We start from the raw sequence: 24995 nt of genomic DNA on the forward strand, positions 1-24995 counted from the left end.
CAAATATCTGCTAAATTTCGTGGTTATTTGTGCTACAAATATTGTAATAACGCGTTTACTTTGATAAAATAAAATGCGGTTTATAATAATCATGAAAGAAGGAAACAGAAATGTCAGGACATTCAAAATGGCATAACATCCAAGGTAGAAAAAGTGCCCAAGATGCCAAGCGTGGTAAAATCTTCCAAAAGTTGTCTCGTGAGTTATTTATGGCAGCTAAGGCGGGTGGCTCCGATCCTAACGATAATGCTGCCCTTCGTTTGATAGTAGATAAAGCTCGTGCAGCCAATATGCCAAAGGACAACATTAAACGTGCCTTAGACAAGGCTGATGGCGGTAGTGATGAACATTATGATGAAGTTACATACGAAGGCTACGCTCCAGGTGGAGTTGCAGTTCTAGTAGAAGCTTTGACAGATAACAAAAACAGAACTGCTTCTGCCGTACGTGTTGCATTTACCCGTAACGGAGGAAGCATGGGCTCAAGTGGCTCAGTTGCTTACATGTTTGACCGTAAAGGTTATATCGTTCTTGACCGTACAAAGAACTCTCAAGATGAAGATACTGTTTTAATGGATATCATGGATCTTGGCGCTGATGATCTTCAAACATCAGATGACGCTTATGAAATCTATACTGAAGCTAAAGAATTCGCTGCTGTTCGTGACGGATTAATTGAAAAGGGTTATGAACTTGCCGACTCAGAGTTGACAATGATCCCTCAAAATACAACTCCAGTTCCAGAAGATAAACAAGAACAATTCGAACACATGATCGACCAATTGGAAGATGATGAAGATGTTTCTGAAGTTTATACTGCTGCTGCAGATGACGATGAAGAATAATTTAAATAATTAAAGACTACTGACTTTTGTCGGTAGTCTTTTTTTTTACGTAATTTTTTAGAGAAGGGAGGTTGAGATATGACCGCTGAAACGATGGTTAGTAATTTATTAACCGAAGCATGTACGAATAAAATCTCAGATATTTACTTTTTTCCACGTGATGGATTTTATCATTTGGAAGCTCGGAATTCACTGCAGAGTTATACCGTGGCTGATTTAACGATTGAGGAGACAATGGCAATTATGAATTATTTGAAATTTAATTCTGGTTTGGATGTTTCGGAAAGAAGACGGGCGCAGAAAGGTGCGTTCAATTTTGTTTATCAAAACCGTAATATTTTTATCCGAATATCCTCGGTCGGTGATTTCAAAAATCGTGAGTCAATGGTTGTCCGCTTGATTTATCCACCAGAATTGAATTCACAGATTGATGAGGGAATCATTGAAGAGTTGATGCCAATTTCTAAACGTAAAGGCATGATGATTTTTGCCGGTCCAATGGGCTCAGGGAAGACGTCATTAATGTACGCTTTGGGACGCCAATTGAGTTGGAATAAGAAAGTAATGTGCATTGAAGATCCCATAGAAATTGCGGAAGATAATTTTCTCCAGTTACAGGTCAATACTGAGGCAGGAATGACTTATGAGGAGTTGATTAAAACTAGTTTACGGCACCGCCCTGAGGTTTTAATCATTGGAGAAATCCGTGATAGTCAAACAGCCAAACAAGCTGTACAGGCAGCTATCTGTGGCTATACGGTAATGACGACGATTCATGGGAAGTCTAAGTATTCAGTCATCCAACGATTGCGACAATTTGGGGTGAACGATACTGAAATTCTCAACGCCGTTAATTATATTTCCTATCAAAGACTGGTTCCGGCTGAGTATGATTTAAAATTATTCCTCGATATTATGGAGAATGACGAAATCCGAGCTTTTATCAAGCAAGATATTACTGATGACAATTGGAAACAACTGTTACAAAATTCGTATCAAATGGGACAGATTAATGAAGATACTTACCAAGAATTTATTTTCGGATAAGAAAATCAAGACTAGTCAACAGGCTGAGTATTTACTGATTATTAGCAAGTTGTTGAAGAATGGATTTTCACTAAGTCAGTCAATTAATTGTTTACGCTTACTTGATGACCGCCAAAAAATATTTGAAAAGATTAATCAAGATTTACAGAGTGGCCAGATGATTTCACAATCGCTCAGACATTTACAGTTGCCGACGGTGATTTTTAATCAACTGGTGATTGCTCAAGAGCACGGAAATATTGCACTATCTTTGGAGCAGACTGGTCTGTTATTGAAGAATCAAGCACGACAGAAAAGTAAATTGAAAGAGCTACTGGCTTATCCATGTTTCATCTTGGCCTTTCTTTTTACGATGTTGATAGGGATGAAAATATATATCATTCCGCAGTTAGAAATTGCTGATGGTGGTAAAAATATTGATCTATTTTTACAATTATTGCTCATATCAATTGTGATTATATTAGTAAGTGGTCTGATTTTTACTTGGAAGATACGAAAAAAACATGAGTACCAAAGGGCATTAGTTCTTGTGAAATTACCAGCAATTGGTCAAATATATTTGAACTTTTTCCAATTTTTAATTTTACAGGGACTGGGAATGCAACTGGGAAGTGGAATGAATTTATTTGATATTTGTGAATCCAACAACCGCTTTCAAAAAGGCTCAATCCAAGTTTACTTAGCAGATAAATTTGTTAAAAATCTGACAGTGGGTAAAAGCATGCTGGAATTGATTGATAATGAACCACTATTGCCAACGCAATTGCGAGTACTTTTAGAAGCGGGCGAAAGTGGCTCGCAGTTAGCAGATGATTTATTTCTGATGTCGGAATTAAAGTTTGAAGAAACTCAAAGAGGTTTGAAAAAATTGTTAAATTTAGTCCAACCAATACTGTTTGGAATCATTGCCTTAGTGGTGGTAGTGACTTATTTAATGGTTTTAATGCCAATATATGGAATGATGAAAGGGATGTCCTAATGAAGAAAATTCGTAAAGGTTTTACACTAATTGAAATGGTAATTGTGCTGTTTATTATCTCGTTGTTGTTGTTGATTATGATTCCTAACTTGGTTCAACAAAAGGATCATGCAGATAAGAAATCTGAAGAGGCTTTTAGAACTACGTTGGTTACGCAGGCAGGACTCTATTTGGAAAATAACCCTGATATAGAAAGTAAAGATGTCACAATCGAGAAATTAAAAAGTGAAAAATATATTACTATTAAGCAAGCAGAACGAGCTACAAAACTTAAAATAGTTGATCCAACCACCGCCAATGTTGAAGCAGGAAGCTAGATTAGGTTTAACACTTATTGAAACAGTAATTGGTTTAGGGATATTTTGTTTGTTAACAACTATTTCACTGCATAACCTCAAAGATTACCAAGCAAAATTGGAAGAAAAACAGGCATTAGAATGGTTTAAAGATACCTTTAAAGGTGCTTATAATCGAGCATATCTGACACATCAGGGTAGCAAAATGATTATCGAAAATAAAAATACTATTGTTTTTGATATAACACAAAACGGTAAGAATGGTGACAAGGTGGTAAGAAGGAAACTGCCTTCAACAATGACTGTTTTTGACAACTCCTCTGGTCAACATATGATTTATGGTACAGGAAAAAGCTCTGCTGCTAAGATAACCTTTAGTTCAAGTCTGACTCACAAGAAATATATTTATAAGATTCAGATGGGATGGGGCGAGATTATTGAAGAAAAAACATGAGGGATTTATTCTACTGGAGTCTTTGACTGGATTTGCCATTTCATTGATGATTATTTTGACTTTAAGTTATTGCGTAAATGAACAATTCAAATTGTTGAGTCAATGGGAAGAGCAAGTTAATGCGGATAAAATAATTTTGATGCATCTAAAAAGCAAAGAAATTCCCAATGTACTGATTATTAAGGGCAAAGAGTATTCTTTTACAAATACCTCAAATTCCTACCAAGTGGAAGCAAATAAAAATGTTTATCAAATTAAAAAATAAACGTTCAGGTTTTGTTCTGTACGAGGCTGTAGTTTCGCTAATGATAACGATTATGACGTTAGGAATATTGCAACAGTCGCTTCAGATTTTACATAATGTCCAAAAAACAACATTTCGAGATCAACTGCGCTGGCATATTACTCAAGAAAAGTTGCAAGAACTATTAGGAAAAAGTCAAATTACAGGAGTTTTTGGGAATAGACTTTTTTATAAAGATGAGAATGATAAGACAAAGGCGATTAAAATGTTCGGTAATTATGGCCGAGCAATATTGGCAATTGAAAACGCTGATAATGGAGGTTATGAACCAATGATGACAAATTTAAATGATATAAACATTGAAAAAAAAGATAAATTGGTTATCATTACAACAGAGAATAAAGCCGGTCAAACTTCACAGATGTGTCTGATCAATGATCCGTAAAATACTTTTCGGCAATCAAAAACATAGCGGAACCGTACTGTTAAATAGTATATTAGTACTTGCGGTTTCAATTATGGTTGTCGGTTATAGCACGTCGTATTTAAGCAATCAGATCAATGATTACCGGCAGTTAGACAAGATTTACCGGCAACAAATTAAAGATGAAATTCATAATAAACCTAAAGAAAAATCCTTAAGTAATTTGTGAATCCTTGAATTAAATCAGTTCCAACGTTAAAATTTTATTATTAAGCAAAGAGGTTAACTATGTCCGAAAAAGATATGCAGTCGTATTTTGATAAGTTAAATGAAGCCAATACATTATTGGGAAAGTCCTTGAAAGTAGGCAACGTTGATGCACTTGCTGAAACATTGACTAATATTTCCGACAATAAAGTTTATGTGGAGAATGATGTTCCAGATAAAGATACTGTCGCTAAGTTAGAGGCTATTTACAAAGATTTGAAAGATTTAAATCTTACGCCTTCGCAATTAAAGCAAGCTATCACTGTTGCAATTATTAAAGCTCAAAAGGATGATAAAACTGAAGTCAACAAATTGATGACTCCAGATGCAATTGGTTTGATTGCTAGTCTCATTGCTTATGAAGTACTAAATGTTCAAAATAAGACGAGTGTCAACGTAGTTGATCCAACTGTTGGAACTGGTAACTTATTGATTGAGTTTATTGAGCAATTGAACATGACAGACAAGTTCAAGATCAATGCTGCTGCACTTGATAATGACGATACTTTGGTTGCTTTGGCAAAGTCTTTCAGTGAAGTGATGAACCTTAATTTGGATGCTTATCATCAAGATAGCATCGCCGAATGGGACATTACTGACATTGATATGGCCGTTGCTGATTTGCCAGTTGGTTATTATCCAGTTGACGAGAATGCATTGAAGTTCAAGACGAAAGCCGATAAGGGCCATTCTTATGCTCATCATTTATTGATTGAACAAACGATGAAAAATTTAAATGATGGTGGAATCGGTATATTCATTGTACCTTCACAAATTTTCCAAACAGATCAAGCTAAGAAATTATCCGAATGGATGGTTTCAAGTGTTTATTTACAAGCTGTTCTTGATTTACCTGCTACATTATTTGCTTCAAAAGAAGCTCAAAAAGCAATCGTTGTTTTACAAAAACACGGTGGCAATGCTAAGCAAGTAGGAAATGTTTTGATGGGCACAATACCAGATACCAATAATCCAAAGTTGTTTGAAGGGTTTAAGGACCAGTTGCAAGACTGGGCGAAAAATTTTAAAGGTTAGGTGAGATTAAATGTCTAAAATCATGGCCGTTAATTCTGGTAGCTCTACACTGAAGTGGAAACTATACACAGTACCCGATGAAAAAGTTGTTGCTAAAGGGATGGTTGATCGTTTAGGTCTATCTGACTCAGTTTTTGAAGTTGAGTTCGATGGCAAAAAGATCAGTGAGATGGGTGATATTCCTGATCACACAACCGCCGTTAACAAGATGCTCGATAAATTGATCGACCTTAAAATCATCAATAGTTACGATGAAATTACAGGTGTCGGTCACCGAGTAGTTGCTGGTGGTAGTATTTTTAAGGATTCCGCCGTTGTAACACCACGTGTTGTTCAACAAATTAAGAATCTTTCTGAATTCGCACCTTTGCACAACCCTGGTCAAGCCGATGGTATCGAAGCGTTCGAAAAAATTCTTCCTGATGTGCCACAAGTAGCTGTTTTTGACACGTCATTCCATCAGACAATGGATCCAGTCAATTATTTGTATAGTATTCCTTACGAATATTATGAAAAATATGGTGTTCGTAAATTTGGAGCTCACGGAACAAGTCACAGATATGTCTCCCAAGCTGCCGCCGATTACTTGCACAAACCACTAAACGACTTGAAGATTATTTCATGTCACTTAGGTAGTGGTGCTTCAATTGATGCTATTGAAGATGGAAAATCCGTTGATACGTCAATGGGTTTCACACCTTTAGCTGGTATCACAATGAGCACACGTTCTGGTGATATTGATCCATCACTAGTTGCTTATTTGATGCAAAAATTAAAGATTACTGATCCAACTGAAATGGTTAAAATCCTGAATACTAAGTCAGGTCTATTAGGAATTTCTGGAGTCTCACCTGACATGCGTGATTTATTAGCAACCAGAGATGAAAATGACCGTTCCGACTTGGCAATTAGAATTTATATCAACCGAATCGTTAAATACATCGGTTCATACATTGCTTTACTAAGTGGTGTCGACGTATTGATTTTCACAGCCGGAACTGGAGCTAAGAATGCTGAAATCCGTGCTGCAATCGCTAATAGTTTTAACTATATGGGCGTAAAAATCGATAAAGAAGCCAATGAAAAGGCTAATGGAACAGCAATTATCAGTAGTAAAGATTCAACTGTTAAAGTCCTAGTTGTACCAACAGACGAGGAATTGATGATTGTTAGAGATGTTGTCAGATTAACAAAATACAGTGACTAATTGGCTTGGAACAAATGAGAACAATTGTCTCAAGAAAGTTTTCTAAAAATCACCGTCATAAATAATTAAAAAAAATATCGCAAAGTAATCAAAAAATGATTACATGCGATATTTTTTTGCTTTAAGGAAGTAAATTTATAATTAACAGGTTTAACAATTAATAATCAGAAAAATCAAATTAGTTGGAAGGGCAGAACACATTCACCAGCTGTGGGTGTGGCGTTAGAGCTTTAGCTCTTACACCACCGGGCGTGTTTGGAAACTTGCGAACTTTGCAAGGTTTCAAACCGAGGTTCGAGACCGAACTGTGGCTCGGACCGGTCCGCATAGCAGGTGAATGTGTTCTGCCCTGGAGACGGCCAAAAAAAGAAACAAATCCTCATTTTTGTATCACAAATTAGACTGGAAATGTTTGATATATCGGTAATGAAAGCCTTTACTTTTTATTTGGAACTGCTATATTTAAGTTGTATAGATGAAATAGGAAGATTTGAATGGAGGTCAGTTATTATGACAAGAAAAGCCTACATGATTGGTACCGGTATTGGGAATTTAGCTGCTGGTATTTATTTAATTCGTGACGGTGGTTTCAATGGTGATCAAATCACTATGATGGGTCTAGAAACACATGGTGCCAATGATGGTGCCCCAGTTAAGGACTACGAGGATGAATATAGTAACCCGGTTTTGGCTAACAATAAGGGATTTCTAGCTAAGGGTGGCCGTATGTTGAACGAAGAAACATATGAAAACCTTTGGGACTTATTGCGTTCAGTGCCATCTTTGGATCACCCTGGTCAAACTGTTACCGATGATATTTTGAACTTTGACCACGCACATCCAACACATGATGTTGGTCGTTTGATGGACGATGATGGTCCTCGTAACAAGCCTAATAAAGATAATTACAGACATATGCAATTTACTAACAAGGAACGTTACTTGTTAAGTAAGTTGATGTTAACTCCTGAAAAGGATGAAGAGACTTTAAACAATATTAGTATTGCTGAATGGTTTGCAAGTACACCACACTTCTTCACAACTAATTTCTGGTACATGTGGCAAACAACTTTCGCATTCAAACGTGCTAGTTCTGCAATGGAATTACGTCGTTATATGAACCGTATGATTCTTGAATTCACTCGTATCAATACTTTGGAAGGTGTAACTAGAACACCTTATAACCAATACGAAAGTATTATCATTCCAATGCGCAAGTATTTGGAAGACCGTGGCGTAACCTTTATTAATAACCGTAAAGTTACTGATTTGGAATTTAAGGACACACCACTTCAAGATGATATTATCGTTACAGGTTTGAAGTATGAAGAAGTCGACAATGACAACAAGGAAGGTCACATCGACATTGCTGAAAACGACTTAGTCTTTGATACTAATGGTTCAATCACTGACAGTTCATCAATCGGTGATTACGACACACCTGTTAAAGAAAATATGGAATATGCACCAAGTGCTATGCTTTGGAAGAAAGCCGCCGAGAAGTTCTACTCACTAGGTAATCCTGATAAATTCTTTAATGACCGTACGCAAAGTGAGTGGATGAGTTTTACAGTTACAACTAACAACCACTACTTGGTCAATGAAATTTCTCGTATTACACAACAAGAACCAGGTAATGCTTTGAACACATGGATTCACAGTACACCTTTGATGTCTATCGTTGTTCACCATCAACCACACTTTAAGGCACAAAAGCCTAATGAATCAGTCTTCTGGGGTTACTTCATGTATCCTAGAAGAAATGGTGACTACGTTCAAAAGCCTGTTATCGAAATGACGGGTAAGGAAATGTTGGAAGAATTCCTTGGTCAATTGGCATCAGTTGATCCAAGTAAAGACAATATTGCTAACCATAAAGAAGAAATTATGGACAGTATCGTTAACGTAATTCCAACACACATGCCATATGCCAGTGCTTTGTTCAATCAAAGAGCTGTCGGAGATCGTCCTGATGTTGTGCCAGAACACAGTAAGAACTTGGCATTCATCAGTCAATTCTGTGAACAACCATTCGATATGGTCTTTACAGAACAATATTCATTCCGTGCTGCTCAACGTGCTGTTTACACATTGCTCAACATTCCATTATCAGAAATGACACCAATGCACCATTACGAAAAGGATCCAAAGGTAATGGCTCGTGCAACAAAGACGATGTTTAGATAAAAAATAATTCACAAACTGGAGCTGAAATTCAATTCAGCTTCTTTTTTTGTGAATTATAAAGGCCGATTCAGCCCACTTTGTGAAGAAATATTCACAATTGGATTGCATATTTTTTTGATGTGAAATTTTTGAAGATACCAATTTTTTATTGCTACGTGTTGATATATCAACGTGAATACGTTTACATTGATTAATTGAAATAAAATGCTTGAACAAAAGATACACAGTGATAAGATAAAACGTGAATTAGTTAACAAATATGCTTTTAAATCTTGGAGGTAATCAGATGTTGAAAGGTTCTAAAGATACAAAGGTTGAAGAAAAAGAAGATGTAAAACCTGTTATTGACGCGATGGTTGCTAAAGCTCAAAAGGCTTTGGAGATTATGGACGGATTTACACAAGAACAAGTTGATCATATTGTTCACCAAATGGCTATCGCTGGTTTGAATGCCAGCTTTGATTTAGCTAAACTTGCTTACGAAGAAACTGGTCGTGGTTTAGTTGAAGATAAAGTTATCAAGAATATGTTTGCTACCGAAGAAATTTGGCACTCAATCAAACGTGATAAGACTGTTGGTATCATTGAGAACGACAAAGAACATCGTTTAATCAAAGTTGCTGAACCACTTGGTGTTTTAGCCGGTGTTACACCTGTTACTAACCCAACTTCAACAGCTATGTTTAAATCATTGATTGCCTTGAAGACACGTAACCCAATTATCTTTGGTTTCCATCCTCAAGCTCAAAAGTGTTCAGTTGCCGCAGCTAAGGTTATGTTAAAAGCCGCTGTTGAAGCTGGTGCTCCTGAAGGTGTTATCCAATGGGTTGAAAAACCAAGTATCGAAGCTACTTCATACTTGATGAATAACGATGGCGTTGCCAGTGTCTTGGCTACTGGTGGTCCTGGTATGGTTAAGGCAGCTTACTCAACTGGTAAACCTGCTTTAGGTGTTGGTCCTGGTAATGGTCCTGCATATATCGAAAAGACTGCTAATATCAAACGTGCTGTTAACGATATTATGATTTCAAAGACTTTCGATAATGGTATGGTTTGTGCCGCTGAAAATAGTGCTATCATTGATGCTGACATTTATACAGAAGTTAAATCATTATTAGAAAAGAACAAAGTATTCTTTATTAAGAAGGCTGATTACAAGAAGTTAGCTGATGCAATGTTTAGACCAGAAGGCGGAGTTAAAGGTCCTATCGCCGGTCAATCAGCTCTAGCTATCGCTAAACTTGCTGGTATCAAAGTTCCTGATGATACAAAGGTTCTTGGTGTTGAATTGAGCAAGGTTGGTCCAGACGAACCACTTTCAGCTGAAAAACTTTCACCAGTTCTATCAGTTTACAAAGTTGCTGGTCACAAAGAAGGCTTTGAAAAGGCTGATGAATTATTGCACTTTGGTGGTCTTGGTCACACAGTTGGTATCCACACAATGGATGAAGATTTAGCTACTGAATTTGGTATCAAGATGAAAGCTAGTCGTGTACTAGTTAATACTCCTGCTGCTATTGGTGGTATTGGTAATCTTTACAACGAAATGATCCCATCATTGACTCTTGGTACTGGTTCATGGGGGAAGAATTCTATTTCTCATAACGTATCTTCATTTGATTTGCTTAATATTAAGACAATCGCTAAACGGAGAAATAATATGCAATGGATTAAACAACCAAGAGTTTACTATGAAAAGACATCAGTTCGTTACTTAGAGGACCTACAAGGTATGAAACGTGCCTTTATCGTCTGTGATCCAGTGATGGTTCAACTCGGTTATGTAGATACAATTACTGATGAATTGAAGCGTAGTAAAGTTAACGTTGAATATTCAATGTTCTCTGACGTTGATAACATCGTTACAACTGATATTGTTCAACGTGGTGTTACACAAATGAACTTGTTCAAACCTGATACAATCATCGCCTTAGGTGGTGGTACAACAATGGAAACTGCTAAGGATATGTGGTTATTCTACGAGCATCCAGATGTTGATCTATTTGGTGCAAAACAAGGATTCATCGATATTAGAAAACGTGCATACAAGTTCCCTAAGCCTGAAAAAGCTCAATTTGTTGCTATCCCTACAACATTTGGTTCAGGCGACCAAGTTACACCATTTAGTTCAATCATCGATACAAAGACAGGTACAAAGTACCCAATCGCTGACTATGCATTGACCCCTGATGTTGCTATCATTGATTCACAATTTGTTGAAACAATGCCAAAAGACATCATGGCTGAATCTGGTATGGATGTATTGACTAACGCCGTTGAATCATATGTTGCCAACATGGCATCAGATTACACAAGACCATCAGCACTTCAAGCTATCAAGCTAGTCTTTGATAACTTAGAGAAAGCTGTTGCCGGTGACAAAGATGCCCAAGAAGAAATGCACAATGCTTCAACATTAGCGGGACTTTCATATGGAAATGCCTTTGCTGGTGTAGCGCACTCAATCACAGATGTTTTGACAAACGTCTACGGAATCAGACATGGTCTAGCATCAATCGTAGCCTTGCCACAAGTTATTAACTATAACTTTGAACAACCTACAAAGATGACAACATGGCCTGCATACGAAAGCTTCAGAGCCGATTCAGATTACGCTGCAATCGCTAGTTACATTGGCTTGAGTGGTAAAGATGAACGTGCTTTGAAAGATGCCTTAGTTAAGAAGATTGTTGATTTGGCACATGCTGTTGGTATCAAACTAAGCCTTAAAGATAACTACATCGATAAGAAAGACTTCGATAGCAAGTTAGATGACTTAGCAGCCGCAACATTTGGAGATCAATTCTCATTCACTAACCCTAAAGAACCATTAATCTCAGAATTGAAACAAGTACTTGAAGATACTTACGTCGGAAAAGGAATCGAAAGTAAGTAGTAGAGAGTGGAGCAGGCCCGGGAATTGGCCTGCGGAACTCGTTTTAGAGCCATTGAATATATAAATACAAACAAGAGCTAATCCTGAATTTACCAAGTTAGGTAGATTTGAGACTAGCTCTTTTTTTGTACATTATGTAAAAATGAGAATCTATCCAAGTTCCAATCAGGCTTTAGAGAATATAATTCTGATAAGAAATTTACTTATTAAATCAGAAAAAAGATGAAAATTATGAAATGGTATAAATCCGTAAATTTCTGGATTGGAATGTTTTTCCTACTTTCAATTTCATTCACATATCCAGAAGGAATAACCAAATCAGATTTAGTGCAAAATTTATTTGATGCAGTTATGGCAGTTCTTTTCATGCTTAAGGCGCGTAAGGATATAACTGGAAAAAATCTATATAAGACGTTTAAATGGTATAAATCTTTAAATATGTTGATAGGGATAATTCTTATATTTCCAAGCTTGGACATGTTTTCCAGTAAATTTACTTTACTTGATTGGCTAGATTACCTGATTGATTTTGTTATCGGAAGTATCTTTATATATTTGTGGTATAGAGAAATTAGAAATAACAGTGGAAAAAGAACAAATCCTTAATTTTTAGGAACTTTAATTTAAAAAAAGAGTTTAAAATTTAAATAAACATTTACTAATTTCTTTATGTTTTCTTATACCAATATACCAATCAAAAGCCCAGCCCAACTAAGCTATACTGAATTTACTGGGGAGAAAGCTCTGAAAAGGGGTTATCTATTTGAGAATTAATAAAGAGCAGTGGAGTTGGATTTTTTATGACTGGGCCAATTCAGCGTATGGAATCATTGTGACGACAGCTGTTTTGCCAGTTTACTTTAAATCCATTGCCCAAACTCAGCATGTTTCAGCAGCTGGATCAACGGCCATTTGGGGTTATGCCAACAGTTTTAGCACGTTGTTAGTGTCATTATTAGCACCATTTTTGGGTGCCATGGCAGACTATCCCAATTTCAAAAAGAAAATGTTAAATATTTTTTGCTGGTTAGGAATCGTCATGACTTTCGGTCTGGCGTTGGTACCAGCAGATCAGTGGCAGTGGTTGTTAATTGTTTATGTTTTTTCTGCTATCGGTTATTCGGCTAGTAATTTGTATTACGACAGTTTTTTGATAGATGTTGCCGAGGATAAAGATATGAACAGGATTTCCACACACGGGTATGCCTATGGCTATCTTGGTGGAGTGATAGCCTTCATATTCTTTTTAATCCTACAATTGACCAGTGGTTTTGGAAAATTAGACGGTACAGGAATTGCTAGGTGGAGTTTTGTAATTGCAGCGGTCTGGTGGATTATTTTCTACATTCCGCTACAAAAAAATGTTCATCAAAAGTTTTCAGTCGCCAGTAATTCAGCACCGTTGACCGATAGTTTTAAGCGAGTTATCCAAACGCTTTATCATATCAAGCAATATAAAAAAGTTGCTTGGTTCCTAGTTGCCTATTTCTTCTATATTGATGGCGTAGATACCATTTTTACGATGGCTACAGCAATTGGGATGGATATTGGTATTAAGACTAATGAACTGATGATTGTGATGTTAGTGGTGCAATTAGTGGCTTTTCCGTTCTCAATTTTATTTGGATGGTTGGCTGATAAAACTTCAACACGTAAAGGTATCCTATTAGGAATCAGCGTGTATTTTATTATTTGTTTGTATGCTTTGAATCTCAAGACTAGTCGCGACTTTTGGATTTTAGCATTATTAGTTGGGACAAGTCAGGGCGGTTTACAAGCATTGAGTCGTTCATACTTTGGGAAAATTATTCCTAAGGATTCAGGTAGTGAATTTTATGGATTTTATAATATTTTAGGTAAATTTTCAGCAGTTATGGGGCCATTTATTGTGGCTATTGTTACACAGATGACTGGGCAGTCAACAATTGGAGCTGCTTCAATTAGTGTGTTGTTCTTGATTGGTTTGATTATTTTTGCAATTTTGCCACGAATTACAGCTAAAGAGTAAATAAAAAAATCGTCGATTAATTCGACGATTTTTTTATTTGGATAAATTCAATTAATCTTTTTCTTCGACGAGATTAATGCTAAATGATTTTTATGAACCTTATAAAATCCAGTACGAACTTTTTGATGATAAAACTTCTTCATACCTTTGGTAAATTTTTTATCATACTTTGGAACGGCAACGTATTCATATTGCTGCAAGTTCTTACGGAATGCCTTTTCTTTAGTACTGAAGACTGCTTGTCCAGTGGCATTGTTGGTGAAGAAATAATAATTTGCTAAATAGCCGGCGTAATACGTAGTAACTTCCACTTTTTGCGGATCAACAATAAGTATTTTAGTATCATTTAATTTGGTCCAAGGTTGGGCAATTTTTGTCACCATAACAGGTAATGTTCGACGATTATAATTATTGGTAAAGTTGGTACCATTGATTTCTGAGTACATCATAATGACGGAAAAGAACATGATTAAAAATGTTGCCAGTTGATAACCGTTTTTTGTCCAAATTGATTGAAAATTACGTGGTCCACGCTTATTTAAATTTTGTTCATAAAATGTTTCATCAATAACTCTGACGAGGACAATCGCGCCAATAAATAAGTTTAAAACAACTGTCGTGGACATGTATCGTTCGAAACCATCAAGCGTGATTGCTTCATCAAATGGCATTGAAAGGACATACATTCCCAGTAAACTGAAGTAATAAAGAATAGAAATTAAATCGAGTATTCCAAGAAGTTTTAGTAAATCATTGGGATGATGACAGGTATATTTAATAATAGCCCAAGCACCAATTAGTAAAATATTCAAAGCTAGGAATCCTTGAGTAGATAATGATCCTGGATTAAAAATCTGCTTGAGAAATTGTTGTCCGATACCAATAAAGCCGCGCATGCCGTCATGTGATAATTGATGAGAATAAGCTTGCGCACTGATTTCGTGTTTTGAAGTTGTGAATGTCATTTTGACATGAATTTCCCACCAAATAAAAGGTAGTGCACCAACGAATAGTGTTCCTAACCAAGTTCCAGCAATTTTCAAAGTTCGTTTGAACCAAGTACCTACGTTGATTCTTTGAATGAGCATGTATAAGTAATAGGCAGCGATGATTATTACAAAGAAAGTCGCTGAATTTTTAACTAATAATAATGTTCCACTGAATAAAGCAACGTGTGCCATTTGTAACTTAGGCTGTTGTTGATAGATGAAAATACCAACTAGTGCGGCCATGGTTAGAATAGCTAAAACGTAGTCTACCAGTAAATTATTTAAACGGATATTGATGTTGAATACATATGAGATTGAAATTGCTAGGCATAAAAGCATTGAGTTTAGTCCACGAGTACGATCTCGTAAAGTAGCAAAAATCGAATAACTGGCTGCCCAAATTAGAGCAAATTGAGCCACAAGCATTGTTCCAGAGTTGAAACCTACAAAGTTTACAAATTGAGTAATAAACAATGCGGTAGCAGGAGGATACGAAGTGAAAGAAATAATCGTATCACTAGGTCCTGGCAAATGTCCGGTGTATGTCATGAATTTCACAATGGTGGCCCAATGTGAAAAGTTATCATAATGAATCAGAGGACTCCTGAGTAAGACCAATGCCATTACGAAACCTAAGAAAACCATCCAAGCATCGAATAGATGGATGCCCTCATAGTGGAAAGAAACTTTTCCAAAGTAGCCTAGTGTTAAACGTGTTATCAGTAAAATGACGCCAAGGCTAGTAACTGCCCAGATACCAAATTTTAACAATCCCAGCATGGCAAAAATATACAGAAGTATGATTTGAACTAATATGCCAGTTATCCACGTTAGATAGGGACTGACATGAATCCAGCGCATGGCACTGCTGTAGCCGATAATGGCTAATGAAAAGAAAATAAGACCAATGAATGCCAAAGTGATACCTCCGTTATTTAGTGAATCCGTTTTAATCCGTGATTGGTGATTTTAAAGAATCCGGTAACCACGTGTTGATGATAAACTTTTTGAGTTAAAACAGTGAATGTTCTGTGAGTTTCAGGAATAGCCACATAATCATAGTTTTCAACTGCTTTTTTAAAGGCTTCTGGTGTCATCATGAAATTCTCTTGTCCGACTGCCTTATCGGTAAAGAAGTAATAACGGCCGACATATCCCGCATAGTAATCGTCAACATCGACTTTCTCGGGATCGACAATCAGAACCTTTTTGTGATTAAGGTGAGTCCAAGGTTTAGCAATTCGACTCATCTGTAGTGGCAACATATTGTGGTTCATCCTATTTGTGAAATTGGTTCCGGTAATTTCGGAATACATCATGGTTATGGCAAAAAAGCCAACGACTAAGGTAGCAATTTGATAGATATTCTTGGATGTTGCACTTTTAAATGATTGAGTATTTCTCTTTTGAAAGTTCTGTTCAAACTGTAGTCGATCTAATACTCGAACGAGGGCAATTGAACCAATAAGTAAGTTAGCAATTACCATGCTGGCCATATATCTTTCAAATCCATCGAGAACAATTGCTTCAGCGTATGGCATTGAGAGTATATACATACCGAATAAACTTCCATAATAGGCAATAAATACGATGTCTAAAATGATGGTCATTCCTAGAAGATTGTTTTTTTGATGTTTGAGTAGTCGTGCATACACCCAGGTTCCAATTAGAACGACATTGATTAATATAATCCCTTTAGTTGATAGTGAATTTAAACTCAAAATTTGGTTGATAAATTTGTGAGCAATTTTGAGTAGTTCCTGATGATTTTCACCATTTAATTGCTTGGAATAAGCCTGTGCACTGATTTGGTGTTTAGAAATTGGAAAAGTTACTTTAACATGATGTTCCCACCAAAGAAATGGCAAGAGACCGATGCCAATGGAAGTTACTAGTTTTATGGGGATGGTAATTAAATTTGTATACCAATGGCCTTTTGAGTTAGTTAATAGGGTGTAGAAAAAGTACACGCCAATCATTACAACATAGAATGTTGCGGAATTCTTCACTAACATTAATGCACCAATAAATATGGCTGTATGAATACATAACAATAGGGAATGTTTACGATATGCGAAAATCCCTACCAATGCAGCGACCATGATAATTGGTAGAACATAATCGACTAGTAGGTTATTTAATCTAATAGCAACGTTAAAGACAAATGAAATTGCCAAAGTAAAGCAGAGTGCAAAACTAGTCAAAGCTCTGGAACGATCTCGAAGACCCGCAAAGATAGAATAACCGGCTGCCCAAATTAATAAGAATTGTGCAACTAACATTGTTCCGTCACTAAAGCCTGTCCAGTGAACAAATTGAGTAATGAATAAGGCTGTGGCGGGAGGATATGAAGTGAATGAGATTAGTTTATCGGTTGCTCCGGGTAAATGACCAGTAAATGTCATGAACTTTACCATAACAGCCCAATGTGAAAAATTATCATAGTGTACTAGTGGACTTTTGATTAATGTTTGGCACATTGCGAGGCCTAAACCAATCATCCAGAGGTCAAATAAATGAATACCTTCAAATTTCAATCGACCTTTATGCCAGAAGCTTAAAGCAAACCAAAGTAATAGCAAAGCTATTCCAAAATAAGTTACAACTTGAATCCCTAAGTTGAGTAGTCCAGTCATAGCAAAAACATATAAAATTAAAATTTGTACCAACATGGAAGTAATCCACGTCAAGTAGGGACTAAATCCGAATCGTCTTAGGGTTCCGTTATATCCCGATAGTCCCAATAAATATATAAGCAAACCAATCCAAGGGTTCATTATAGTTACTCCTCTTAAAAACGATTAAAGTAATGACTCAATTTACGTTCGTAAGTTCTGACACGTACAATCAAATTCATATAAAGTTCATCAAATGGTGTTACCCAAGTATCTTGAACACTTGGTAGTGTTTTGTTGGCACCATCATAAACAAGTTGTAGATAGTGATTTTGACTCTCGCCAGATTTAACCTTAACTTGTGTACTGTAAATGGTGGTTTTATCACGATGGCTGATCCGAACGACTTTACCAGATAATTGAACGTTGTAATCCTGATGTTTTACTGTTAAGTTCACGACATCATTTTCCTTAATATCACTATCAGCACCATCTGTGGTAGTAAAGGCAACGCCGCCTTCAGAAATATCTTCAGTTTTCATTGGGTGCCATTTACCATCATTTCCTTGAACCTTGCCAGGAACTCGACGAATAAACCGTTCATTTTTACGATAAACGGGGCGTCCCATTGATATAAACAAACACATACTGAGGTTGATGAAGTGCATTAATAGCCAGAACGTAATAACACTACCGACCAGAATTTCTGAACCATATTTACCATAATTAAACTTTATGATTGCGACTAACGTAATAGTCCACAGAATTAAATATGGAAGAATATAGAGTTTGTCTTTAATAGAATAAGTGACATTTTTTGATGTAACTTTGAATTTTTTAGCCTTAATTCCGATTGATTCAAGAAATACGGGGATGAATAGATAGGGAGCAAAGAAAGTTTCTTGGACTTCACCCCAACGTTCATTACGTATTTTGGCAGCGTCACCCATACCTGATGTGTCACCCATAACATAGTGCAAAAGGAAGTAACCTGGAGCCCAAATAACCATTAGAATCCAGAAGTTAGCATTAACGACTTGAATTTTGAAGAGTGCATATAGAATTGGCGCAATCATATATATCATTCGTCTGAAGAAAGCCCACCAATAGAAGTAAGCGTTAATTAAAATAACACGATTTATCATTGTTAAGTGTGGATTGGTGAAGATATGTAAATTACGACAACTTTGCATAACACCACGTGCCCATCTGGTCCGTTGTTTGATAACACCCTTCATATCAATTGGGGTGATACCACTAGACTGTGGAACTTTAGTAGCCAGACTGACGTAACCGGCCATATTTAGTTCAGTTCCTAGTTCGAAATCCTCAGTGATTGTATCAGTAGGAAAATCGCCAACTTCGTCAACAGCACTGCGTAAAAATACTGCATTGGATCCGGTGAACAGAGCTCGTTTATTACCACCGTTTAAGACATTAATATCTCGTGAGAAAAAGTCTTGTTCGTTAGGGATGATTTTTTCTGAGAATAAATTAAATTGAAAAATATCGGCGTTATAAAAACTTTGTGGCGTTTGAACGAAACCCAAAGGATCAGTGTGGTCAGGATCATCTTTCAATTGCTGAAAGTTTTCGGTAAATAGTGGGACGGTATGGTTTAGGAAACCTGAAAATGGAATCATATCAGTATCAAAGATTGCAAATAACGGAGAATGCATTTTTTCCAAGGTGTGATTGATATTTCCAGATTTAGCTTGCTTGTTGTCTTCCATACCAGAATATCCAATGTGATACTGCTTAGCTAATGCCATTACTTCAGGACGGTTACCATCATCAGCAATAACAATATGAACTTTGCTTTTATCAGGATAGTCAATGTATGTCGCGGCATTAACTGTTTTACGAAGGAGTTCTACTTCCTCATTGTGAGTTACGATAATGATATCAACGTCTGGCAATGGTTGAGTTTTACTGTAATCAGGTATTTTTAGGTTCCATTTTGTTTTAGTTGAAAGCATTCGAAAGAAAATGAGAATAAATCCAGTAGCGTTGGATAAAATTTCACTTATTACTAGTAACAAGGCAAAAATCAATGTAAAGATATTAGAATGCCAAGGAATTGTGAAAAATATTCGCCATAGCAAATAAATTACTGAGAGAAGAATTGCCAAAAAATATAATAAACGGCGACTGTTAGACATGTTGTGGACCTTCTTTAAAGATAAAATTGCTCTGAATACGATAGCTGATCATAAAGAGAATGAAATCAACAATCATTTTGGCAATTGTCGGCATAATCGGGCCACTTGTAACAGGCAAAAGGTCTGTTAACAAATCGGTGAAAAATCCTGAGGCAAACATTTGTGCAACAAAAAGAAGTGCATACTTTATTAAAGTTTGATGTCCAGCACGGTTGAAGACAACCTGATGATTAATTGCATAATTGGCGATAGAGGATAGGACTCGAGAGGTTATTGTAGCCGATAAGATACTGTTTAAACTGTGGTTTCCTAGGAAAAATAGGACAAGATAAAATAGACTAATATCGATTAGGAAAGATATTAGCCCGCTGGCAGCAAATTTTAGAAAACGTGAATAAATAGCGATTGAATCACGAATTACTCTAAAGTGGGATGAGGAATTGCCGTCTAAATAAATTGTAGGAATAGGTTGTTCAACAACCTGAATGTCATATTTTTTTGCTTGTAGCAACATGTCAAATTCGAATTCGAAACGATTACCTGGAAAATTAATTAGGGCTGCAGTGTAATCGATTGGAATAACTCGTAGACCAGTTTGAGTGTCGGAAATATTTTGATGTGTTAATAAGCGAACTAATCCACTGGTCAAAAGATTTCCAAACTGACTTCTAAATGGAATATTATTCGTGAAATGCCTAACTCCAATCACCAAGCGCCGCGGATTTAAAGAAAACTTATCCAGACAACTTTGTAATGCGGATACAGTGTGTTGCCCATCGGAATCCATTGTTGCTACACCATCTACGTCAGATAGGTGTTCTTGAACATAAGAAAAGGCAGTTTTTAAAGCTGCTCCTTTACCTTGGTTATTGGGATGGTGCAGTATGATCAATTCAGGGTGACTTTGGTTTAATTTTGTGAAAATATCTTGATGATGAATATCACTGCCATCATCCACAATGATAGTTTGTTTGACGATGTTATATAAAGATACAGTTTCAGTGATATTTTTGATTAATTCGATTAATTTTTCGTCCGGATTGAGTGCCGGAATAATGATGTCAATTTTCAAAATAATGTTCCCCCCAATTAACTTTAGAGATACTGGTAGTCACTGTAAAAGTTAATAAAAAACTATTCATAAATTATAAAGAATACATACGATTCTTGATTAAATATAACTAGTTTTGTATAAAATTATTTTGTTCTCGTATAGCCTTATTATAGTTCAAGGGGCGACTAAGTTCGATACACTAATTAGCTTTTTTATATTAAAAAATAGCAAAGATTATATTGAAACTTTTAATACATATGATAAGAAATAAAAAAAGGTCCCAATCTGATGAATCTTTACGATTCTCACATTGGGACTATTACTTTAATGAAGATACTTTTTTATATATGGTGTCAGTTGATAATTATTTCCAACGATTAATCAATTTCGAAGTTTCTTTAGTGTTATTCGTGAAGACACTGTCTAATTTCAAAGTGTTCAATGCAGTGTAGTTATCGTTATATGTATTGAGAATCCAGCCGTTAGTTTTGAAACCATTTTTGTGAGCCAGTTTAACTAATTTAGGGGTCCATTGATCTAACTTGATTGAAATAAATTTGATGTAACGTGGGGCGTTTTCAATTTGTTCACTGTATTGACGTTCAGTTACAGAATCTAGCAACCAAAGAGTGGGAACATTTTTCAAAGCTTTGTGGACAGCTTCAATACCAGGCAAACTTTCATCTTGCATGATGATATTATTGGTCATTTTATGATTTTTTAATTCTTTGATGAGAGCTTTTTCGGTGTCGGTGTTATCGCCAGCATTCTTTTTTGTTTCTATAATATAGTGGACCTTTTTACCATAACGTTTGAAGACATCCTTCAATTGATGAATTTTCTCACCGTTATGTAGTTTTACTTTGTCGATTTTACTTGAATTAGATGTGGAAATCGTAACGTTGTGACCAGTCGACTTTTTGAGATTGTCATCGTGAGAAACATACAATTTATTATCCTTGCTTAACCAAACATCTTGTTCGATATATTGAGTCCCATCTTTAATGGCTTGATTGTAACCACTGAATGAATGATCCGGATTGTTATAAGGACTGCCACGATGTGAAAAAATTATCGGTGAATCGGGTGCGGCGTGGTTAACACTTTGAGTTATAGGAGTGAGATTTTTAGCCTTTGGAGCGGCAGCAGCCTGAGCAGTAGTAGCTACCAGCGGCATTGTCAAAACTGTCAAAAGCAATAGAATTGATGCAATTTTTATTTTCTTCATTTTTTCCCCTCGGAAACGATATTATCACTCATATTTTACCCATAAAAAAAGTGTTACCGCAAGCTAATGGGTAACACAAATTATTTAATGGAACTTAAATGGACGGTAGTTCTTGTCCTCATGATGACCTAACGCAAACTTTTTAGGCTTTTTACTGCAACAAGCTTTGTCGTTTTTAGCAGTAATTGCAGGTCCTAAAACCAATTGCTTAGTTTTTTCACGTTCAATTTTGAGCTTTTTACTTAGTTGGCGGTTCTTCCAAAAGCCGTGAACACAAATAGCCATGGGAATGGTCGTTAGAGCAATTGATGCAGGAATCAACCAAGGATTTTCTTGAACAAGTTTCATTTGGAATTCATTATATTCTTTCATTTCAGCGTGTAATTCTTCTGGTGTTAACATAATATCCCATCCTTTTAACTTTGATGACTAAAGCATAAGCTAAAATGTAAACGATGTCATCAATTAACCTTCAAAATTTGTTAGAATTAAATTAACTGCCTGAGGTGAACTTGATGCCTATAATGCTGATTAGTAGTAGGACAACAAAACCCCAAGTTAGTGGGGACAACTTATCGCCAAAGAGAAATACTCCAACGATGATGGAACCGACCGCCCCAACGCCAGTCCAAATTGGGTACGCTAAACTCATGGGCATTTTCTTAACGGCTAAAGCCAACAATCCCATACTTAAAGCGAGGCCAACGACTGTCATGATTGTGTAGTTGAGTTTGGTGAAACCATGGCTGAGTTTCATGGTAGTGGCCCAAACAACTTCAAATAATCCAGCGGTAATCAAATAGATCCAATTCATAATATTTTCCTCCAAAAAAATAAGTATCCCCATCAATTCCTTCTTTGGCCTAACGGAATTGACGAGAATACTTTTGTAAGTGACACCCGGCGGTGTTTAATGATTTCAGATTATTTTAGCAAAGATATAGGGGTGTGGCAACCGTGATTAGAAAAATGCGTCCAACTGAAGTAGATGTAGTTGGCGACATATGGCTCAATGGAAATTTAGAAGCACATGATTTTATTGATAAAGATTATTGGATAAATCATTTAGATGAAGTTAAAGAACAATTCAAGCAAGCAGATATTTACGTGTATGATAAGCAAGGCGTTCAAGGCTTTGCCGGTCTAACAGATAATTATATTGCGGGAATCTTTGTTAAAAAGGAAGCTCGTAATCGAGGTATTGGTAAGCAGTTGTTGGATTATCTTAAGCAACATTATGATAAATTGACTTTGGATGTTTATGCGAAAAATAAAAATGCATTTAAATTTTATCAAAATAACGATTTTCGTATTTCTGTTGAAAGTATTGATGAAGATAATGCCGAGAAGGATTATCAAATGATTTGGAGCAAGAGGTGATTGAATGAAAGCTTGGCATGGAATTAATTTATTATGGTTTGTTTTATTTGTGATTGGAGCAGCGTTTATATTAATTCGAAAAGTTGATGGCGCGGGGGTTGTCCAGACTCCTAAAGTTAAAATTTTGTCGCTATTAGTTTTAGGAGCTTTCTATATTTTCATCTGGTTGTGCCAGTTGATTACATTGAGATTTATAAAAAGACATAAATAAAAAGCTAGAAAATAATTAAGTTTTCTAGCCTTTGTTATTATTCTGCTTGTGCAATCGGATGCTTTCTAACAATAAATGTTAATAAGTATGATATCGCTAAAATAACTGTAACAACCAAATATGGATAATGTGTATTCCAATCCATCAATGCCCCTGACATCAATGGTCCGATAACATTACCAACACTAGTTAATGACATATTCATTCCGTTGATTAAGCCTTGATTAGATCTACTCGACTTAGTCAATAAAGTTGTAATCGCTGGTCTCAATAAATCGAATGATGAGAAGATAACCAACGTAGCAACGATAACTTCAATGTGTGAATGTGCTTGGGTAATCCAGAACACACAGACGGCACTAAGTAAGAATGCGATACTGATTAAACGCATTTCACCAATCTTACTAATGATCCAGTTGAACGCTGCCACTTGTAGGATTAATGAAATGATTCCGTTCAATGTCAAAACTAAGGCGATGGTACTCAAGCCGAAATTGAAGACTTGGTTAACGTAAATACTATAGATACTTTCGAATCCTTGTAGTCCGAAGGATGATACCAATATCATTCCGAAAAGCATGACCATTGGTAAAGTCAAAATTGAACGAATCGTTCCTTTTTCAGCAGCTTTTTTCTCAGCTTCTTCTTCCTCAAGTTCGATAACTTCTTTGTTTTCTTTCAAGAAAATCTGTGTGAAGATAGCACTGGTAATACTGAGGACACCAGCAACCCAGAAAGGTGTCTTATAACTGATACCAGCTAAAATACCACCAAGTCCTGGTCCTAAGATTAATCCACCACTAAAGGCGGCAGATAGCCAACCAATAACTTTGGCACGGTCCTTCAAAGTTGTTAAATCTGATCCCAAGGCCATCGAAGTAGGAATAACCATAGCAGCTGATAACCCACCGATGATACGAGAAATGTTAAAGATAGGTAAGGTTGTTGCCACAGCGAAGATGAATTCGGAGATCATGTACGTGAAAAGTCCGAAAACAATAACCGGTTTACGACCAATTTTATCGGACATCTTACCAACGATTGGCGATGCAACAAATTGTGCAAAGGCGAAGAGTGAAGTCATGACACCCATCTGTGAAGTGGTGAAATGATATTCATTCTTGATGAATGGTGTGACCGGAATAACCAAGCCAATTCCCAAACAGATTAAAAAGTTACTAAATACTAGAATATAAATCGATTTTTTATTTTTCCCCATATATTCCCCTCTCCGTAAATTTACTTTTTCAGTTCAAAAAAACTACCATCTGCCGATAGTAGTTGATTATAAGAAAACCGATACCCTAAGTTGCCTTAGATATCGGTTTGAACTGGAAATCTCACATTACTGATAATGATACTATCCATTTATATTATTGTCTAATAATTGACCTAAAATTTTTTATTAAAAATATATAAATAATCTGACTTTTGGCATACAAATAATTTAAAAGCTTCTATATTAAT

General features: G+C 36.1%; 23 protein-coding genes. 15 read left to right on the forward strand and 8 right to left on the reverse strand.

Translation table 11 applies throughout. The annotated features are described in order from the left end of the window. Nucleotides 1-110 precede the first annotated feature (110 nt). From AAA923_RS09490 to AAA923_RS09550, 13 genes are all read left to right on the forward strand, one after another. A complete protein-coding gene (locus AAA923_RS09490) occupies nt 111-845 on the forward strand; it encodes a YebC/PmpR family DNA-binding transcriptional regulator (protein ID WP_041499340.1) in 735 nt (244 codons plus the stop codon). 78 nt (nt 846-923) lie between these two features. Next, a complete protein-coding gene (gene comGA, locus AAA923_RS09495) occupies nt 924-1892 on the forward strand; it encodes a competence type IV pilus ATPase ComGA (protein ID WP_338216614.1) in 969 nt (322 codons plus the stop codon). Further along, entirely contained in the window at nt 1858-2871 is a 1014-nt protein-coding gene (locus tag AAA923_RS09500; RefSeq protein WP_338216616.1) for a type II secretion system F family protein, read from the forward strand. Before comGA ends, AAA923_RS09500 begins: the two co-directional genes overlap by 35 nt. Beyond that, complete coding sequence (gene comGC, locus AAA923_RS09505; RefSeq protein WP_338216618.1) at nt 2871-3188, forward strand: competence type IV pilus major pilin ComGC; 318 nt, start codon at nt 2871-2873, stop codon at nt 3186-3188. Before AAA923_RS09500 ends, comGC begins: the two co-directional genes overlap by 1 nt. Nucleotides 3189-3237: 49 nt before the next feature. Next, nucleotides 3238-3621, forward strand: a complete 384-nt coding sequence (locus AAA923_RS09510) for a hypothetical protein (RefSeq protein WP_338216620.1) — start codon at nt 3238-3240, stop codon at nt 3619-3621. After that, a complete protein-coding gene (locus AAA923_RS09515; RefSeq protein WP_338216622.1) occupies nt 3605-3886 on the forward strand; it encodes a hypothetical protein in 282 nt (93 codons plus the stop codon). Before AAA923_RS09510 ends, AAA923_RS09515 begins: the two co-directional genes overlap by 17 nt. Continuing rightward, nucleotides 3864-4310: a competence type IV pilus minor pilin ComGF gene (locus tag AAA923_RS09520; protein ID WP_338216623.1), complete on the forward strand. Its 447-nt coding sequence runs from the start codon at nt 3864-3866 to the stop codon at nt 4308-4310. The genes AAA923_RS09515 and AAA923_RS09520 overlap by 23 nt, the downstream gene beginning before the upstream one ends. A 267-nt stretch (nt 4311-4577) precedes the next feature. Continuing rightward, on the forward strand, nt 4578-5591 hold the full coding sequence (locus AAA923_RS09525; RefSeq protein WP_041499335.1) for a class I SAM-dependent methyltransferase: 1014 nt from the start codon (nt 4578-4580) through the stop codon (nt 5589-5591). 10 nt (nt 5592-5601) lie between these two features. Continuing rightward, nucleotides 5602-6798 carry an acetate/propionate family kinase gene (locus AAA923_RS09530; protein WP_338216625.1) on the forward strand — a complete coding sequence of 399 codons (1197 nt, stop codon included), beginning with the start codon at nt 5602-5604 and terminating at the stop codon, nt 6796-6798. 510 nt (nt 6799-7308) lie between these two features. Further along, nucleotides 7309-8985 carry an oleate hydratase gene (locus AAA923_RS09535; RefSeq protein WP_338216627.1) on the forward strand — a complete coding sequence of 559 codons (1677 nt, stop codon included), beginning with the start codon at nt 7309-7311 and terminating at the stop codon, nt 8983-8985. A 286-nt stretch (nt 8986-9271) separates the two neighbouring features. Next, on the forward strand, nt 9272-11881 hold the full coding sequence (gene adhE, locus AAA923_RS09540) for a bifunctional acetaldehyde-CoA/alcohol dehydrogenase (RefSeq protein ID WP_338216629.1): 2610 nt from the start codon (nt 9272-9274) through the stop codon (nt 11879-11881). Nucleotides 11882-12112: 231 nt separating this feature from the next. Beyond that, nucleotides 12113-12487 carry a hypothetical protein gene (locus AAA923_RS09545; RefSeq protein WP_338216631.1) on the forward strand — a complete coding sequence of 125 codons (375 nt, stop codon included), beginning with the start codon at nt 12113-12115 and terminating at the stop codon, nt 12485-12487. A gap of 157 nt (nt 12488-12644) precedes the next feature. Then, nucleotides 12645-13889 carry an MFS transporter gene (locus tag AAA923_RS09550; RefSeq protein WP_338216633.1) on the forward strand — a complete coding sequence of 415 codons (1245 nt, stop codon included), beginning with the start codon at nt 12645-12647 and terminating at the stop codon, nt 13887-13889. Between the two features lie 47 nt (nt 13890-13936). Here AAA923_RS09550 and AAA923_RS09555 read toward each other — a convergent pair whose 3' ends face one another. From AAA923_RS09555 to AAA923_RS09585, 7 genes are all read right to left on the reverse strand, one after another. After that, complete coding sequence (locus AAA923_RS09555; RefSeq protein ID WP_338216635.1) at nt 13937-15796, reverse strand: glycosyltransferase family protein; 1860 nt, start codon at nt 15794-15796, stop codon at nt 13937-13939. Nucleotides 15797-15813: 17 nt separating this feature from the next. Beyond that, complete coding sequence (locus tag AAA923_RS09560; RefSeq protein WP_338216636.1) at nt 15814-17655, reverse strand: glycosyltransferase family protein; 1842 nt, start codon at nt 17653-17655, stop codon at nt 15814-15816. Between the two features lie 14 nt (nt 17656-17669). Then, nucleotides 17670-19655 (reverse strand): glycosyltransferase family 2 protein, encoded by a 1986-nt coding sequence (locus AAA923_RS09565; protein WP_338216639.1) that lies wholly within the window; start codon nt 19653-19655, stop codon nt 17670-17672. Beyond that, entirely contained in the window at nt 19648-20727 is a 1080-nt protein-coding gene (locus AAA923_RS09570) for a glycosyltransferase (RefSeq protein ID WP_338216641.1), read from the reverse strand. The genes AAA923_RS09565 and AAA923_RS09570 overlap by 8 nt, the downstream gene beginning before the upstream one ends. 346 nt (nt 20728-21073) lie before the next feature. Continuing rightward, complete coding sequence (locus AAA923_RS09575) at nt 21074-21937, reverse strand: glycerophosphodiester phosphodiesterase (RefSeq protein WP_338216643.1); 864 nt, start codon at nt 21935-21937, stop codon at nt 21074-21076. A gap of 84 nt (nt 21938-22021) precedes the next feature. Then, nucleotides 22022-22339 (reverse strand): hypothetical protein, encoded by a 318-nt coding sequence (locus AAA923_RS09580; protein ID WP_338216644.1) that lies wholly within the window; start codon nt 22337-22339, stop codon nt 22022-22024. Nucleotides 22340-22430: 91 nt separating this feature from the next. Further along, nucleotides 22431-22751 (reverse strand): DMT family transporter, encoded by a 321-nt coding sequence (locus AAA923_RS09585; RefSeq protein ID WP_338216646.1) that lies wholly within the window; start codon nt 22749-22751, stop codon nt 22431-22433. Between the two features lie 143 nt (nt 22752-22894). On the opposite strand from AAA923_RS09585, the gene AAA923_RS09590 reads away from it, so the two are divergent. Next, nucleotides 22895-23317 (forward strand): GNAT family N-acetyltransferase, encoded by a 423-nt coding sequence (locus AAA923_RS09590; RefSeq protein ID WP_338216647.1) that lies wholly within the window; start codon nt 22895-22897, stop codon nt 23315-23317. Between the two features lie 4 nt (nt 23318-23321). Beyond that, nucleotides 23322-23528, forward strand: a complete 207-nt coding sequence (locus AAA923_RS09595) for a DUF3923 family protein (RefSeq protein WP_338216649.1) — start codon at nt 23322-23324, stop codon at nt 23526-23528. A 37-nt stretch (nt 23529-23565) separates the two neighbouring features. On the opposite strand, the gene AAA923_RS09600 is transcribed toward AAA923_RS09595, so the two are convergent. After that, nucleotides 23566-24747, reverse strand: coding sequence for an MFS transporter (locus tag AAA923_RS09600; protein WP_338216650.1), 1182 nt, complete (start codon nt 24745-24747; stop codon nt 23566-23568). Nucleotides 24748-24995: the final 248 nt, after the last annotated feature.

The sequence above is a fragment of the Companilactobacillus muriivasis genome (genome assembly GCF_036246245.1).
Classification (GTDB): domain Bacteria; phylum Bacillota; class Bacilli; order Lactobacillales; family Lactobacillaceae; genus Companilactobacillus; species Companilactobacillus muriivasis.

Bases quoted from the DNA above. Each gene is read 5' to 3' on its own strand.
- AAA923_RS09490 (WP_041499340.1), top strand. From the start codon at position 111: ATGTCAGGACATTCAAAATGGCATAACATCCAAGGTAGAAAAAGTGCC.
- comGA (WP_338216614.1), top strand. From the start codon at position 924: ATGACCGCTGAAACGATGGTTAGTAATTTATTAACCGAAGCATGTACG.
- AAA923_RS09500 (WP_338216616.1), top strand. From the start codon at position 1,858: ATGAAGATACTTACCAAGAATTTATTTTCGGATAAGAAAATCAAGACT.
- comGC (WP_338216618.1), top strand. From the start codon at position 2,871: ATGAAGAAAATTCGTAAAGGTTTTACACTAATTGAAATGGTAATTGTG.
- AAA923_RS09520 (WP_338216623.1), top strand. From the start codon at position 3,864: ATGTTTATCAAATTAAAAAATAAACGTTCAGGTTTTGTTCTGTACGAG.
- AAA923_RS09525 (WP_041499335.1), top strand. From the start codon at position 4,578: ATGTCCGAAAAAGATATGCAGTCGTATTTTGATAAGTTAAATGAAGCC.
- AAA923_RS09530 (WP_338216625.1), top strand. From the start codon at position 5,602: ATGTCTAAAATCATGGCCGTTAATTCTGGTAGCTCTACACTGAAGTGG.
- AAA923_RS09535 (WP_338216627.1), top strand. From the start codon at position 7,309: ATGACAAGAAAAGCCTACATGATTGGTACCGGTATTGGGAATTTAGCT.
- adhE (WP_338216629.1), top strand. From the start codon at position 9,272: ATGTTGAAAGGTTCTAAAGATACAAAGGTTGAAGAAAAAGAAGATGTA.
- AAA923_RS09545 (WP_338216631.1), top strand. From the start codon at position 12,113: ATGAAATGGTATAAATCCGTAAATTTCTGGATTGGAATGTTTTTCCTA.
- AAA923_RS09560 (WP_338216636.1), bottom strand. From the start codon at position 17,655: ATGAACCCTTGGATTGGTTTGCTTATATATTTATTGGGACTATCGGGA.
- AAA923_RS09565 (WP_338216639.1), bottom strand. From the start codon at position 19,655: ATGTCTAACAGTCGCCGTTTATTATATTTTTTGGCAATTCTTCTCTCA.
- AAA923_RS09575 (WP_338216643.1), bottom strand. From the start codon at position 21,937: ATGAAGAAAATAAAAATTGCATCAATTCTATTGCTTTTGACAGTTTTG.
- AAA923_RS09580 (WP_338216644.1), bottom strand. From the start codon at position 22,339: ATGTTAACACCAGAAGAATTACACGCTGAAATGAAAGAATATAATGAA.
- AAA923_RS09585 (WP_338216646.1), bottom strand. From the start codon at position 22,751: ATGAATTGGATCTATTTGATTACCGCTGGATTATTTGAAGTTGTTTGG.
- AAA923_RS09595 (WP_338216649.1), top strand. From the start codon at position 23,322: ATGAAAGCTTGGCATGGAATTAATTTATTATGGTTTGTTTTATTTGTG.
- AAA923_RS09600 (WP_338216650.1), bottom strand. From the start codon at position 24,747: ATGGGGAAAAATAAAAAATCGATTTATATTCTAGTATTTAGTAACTTT.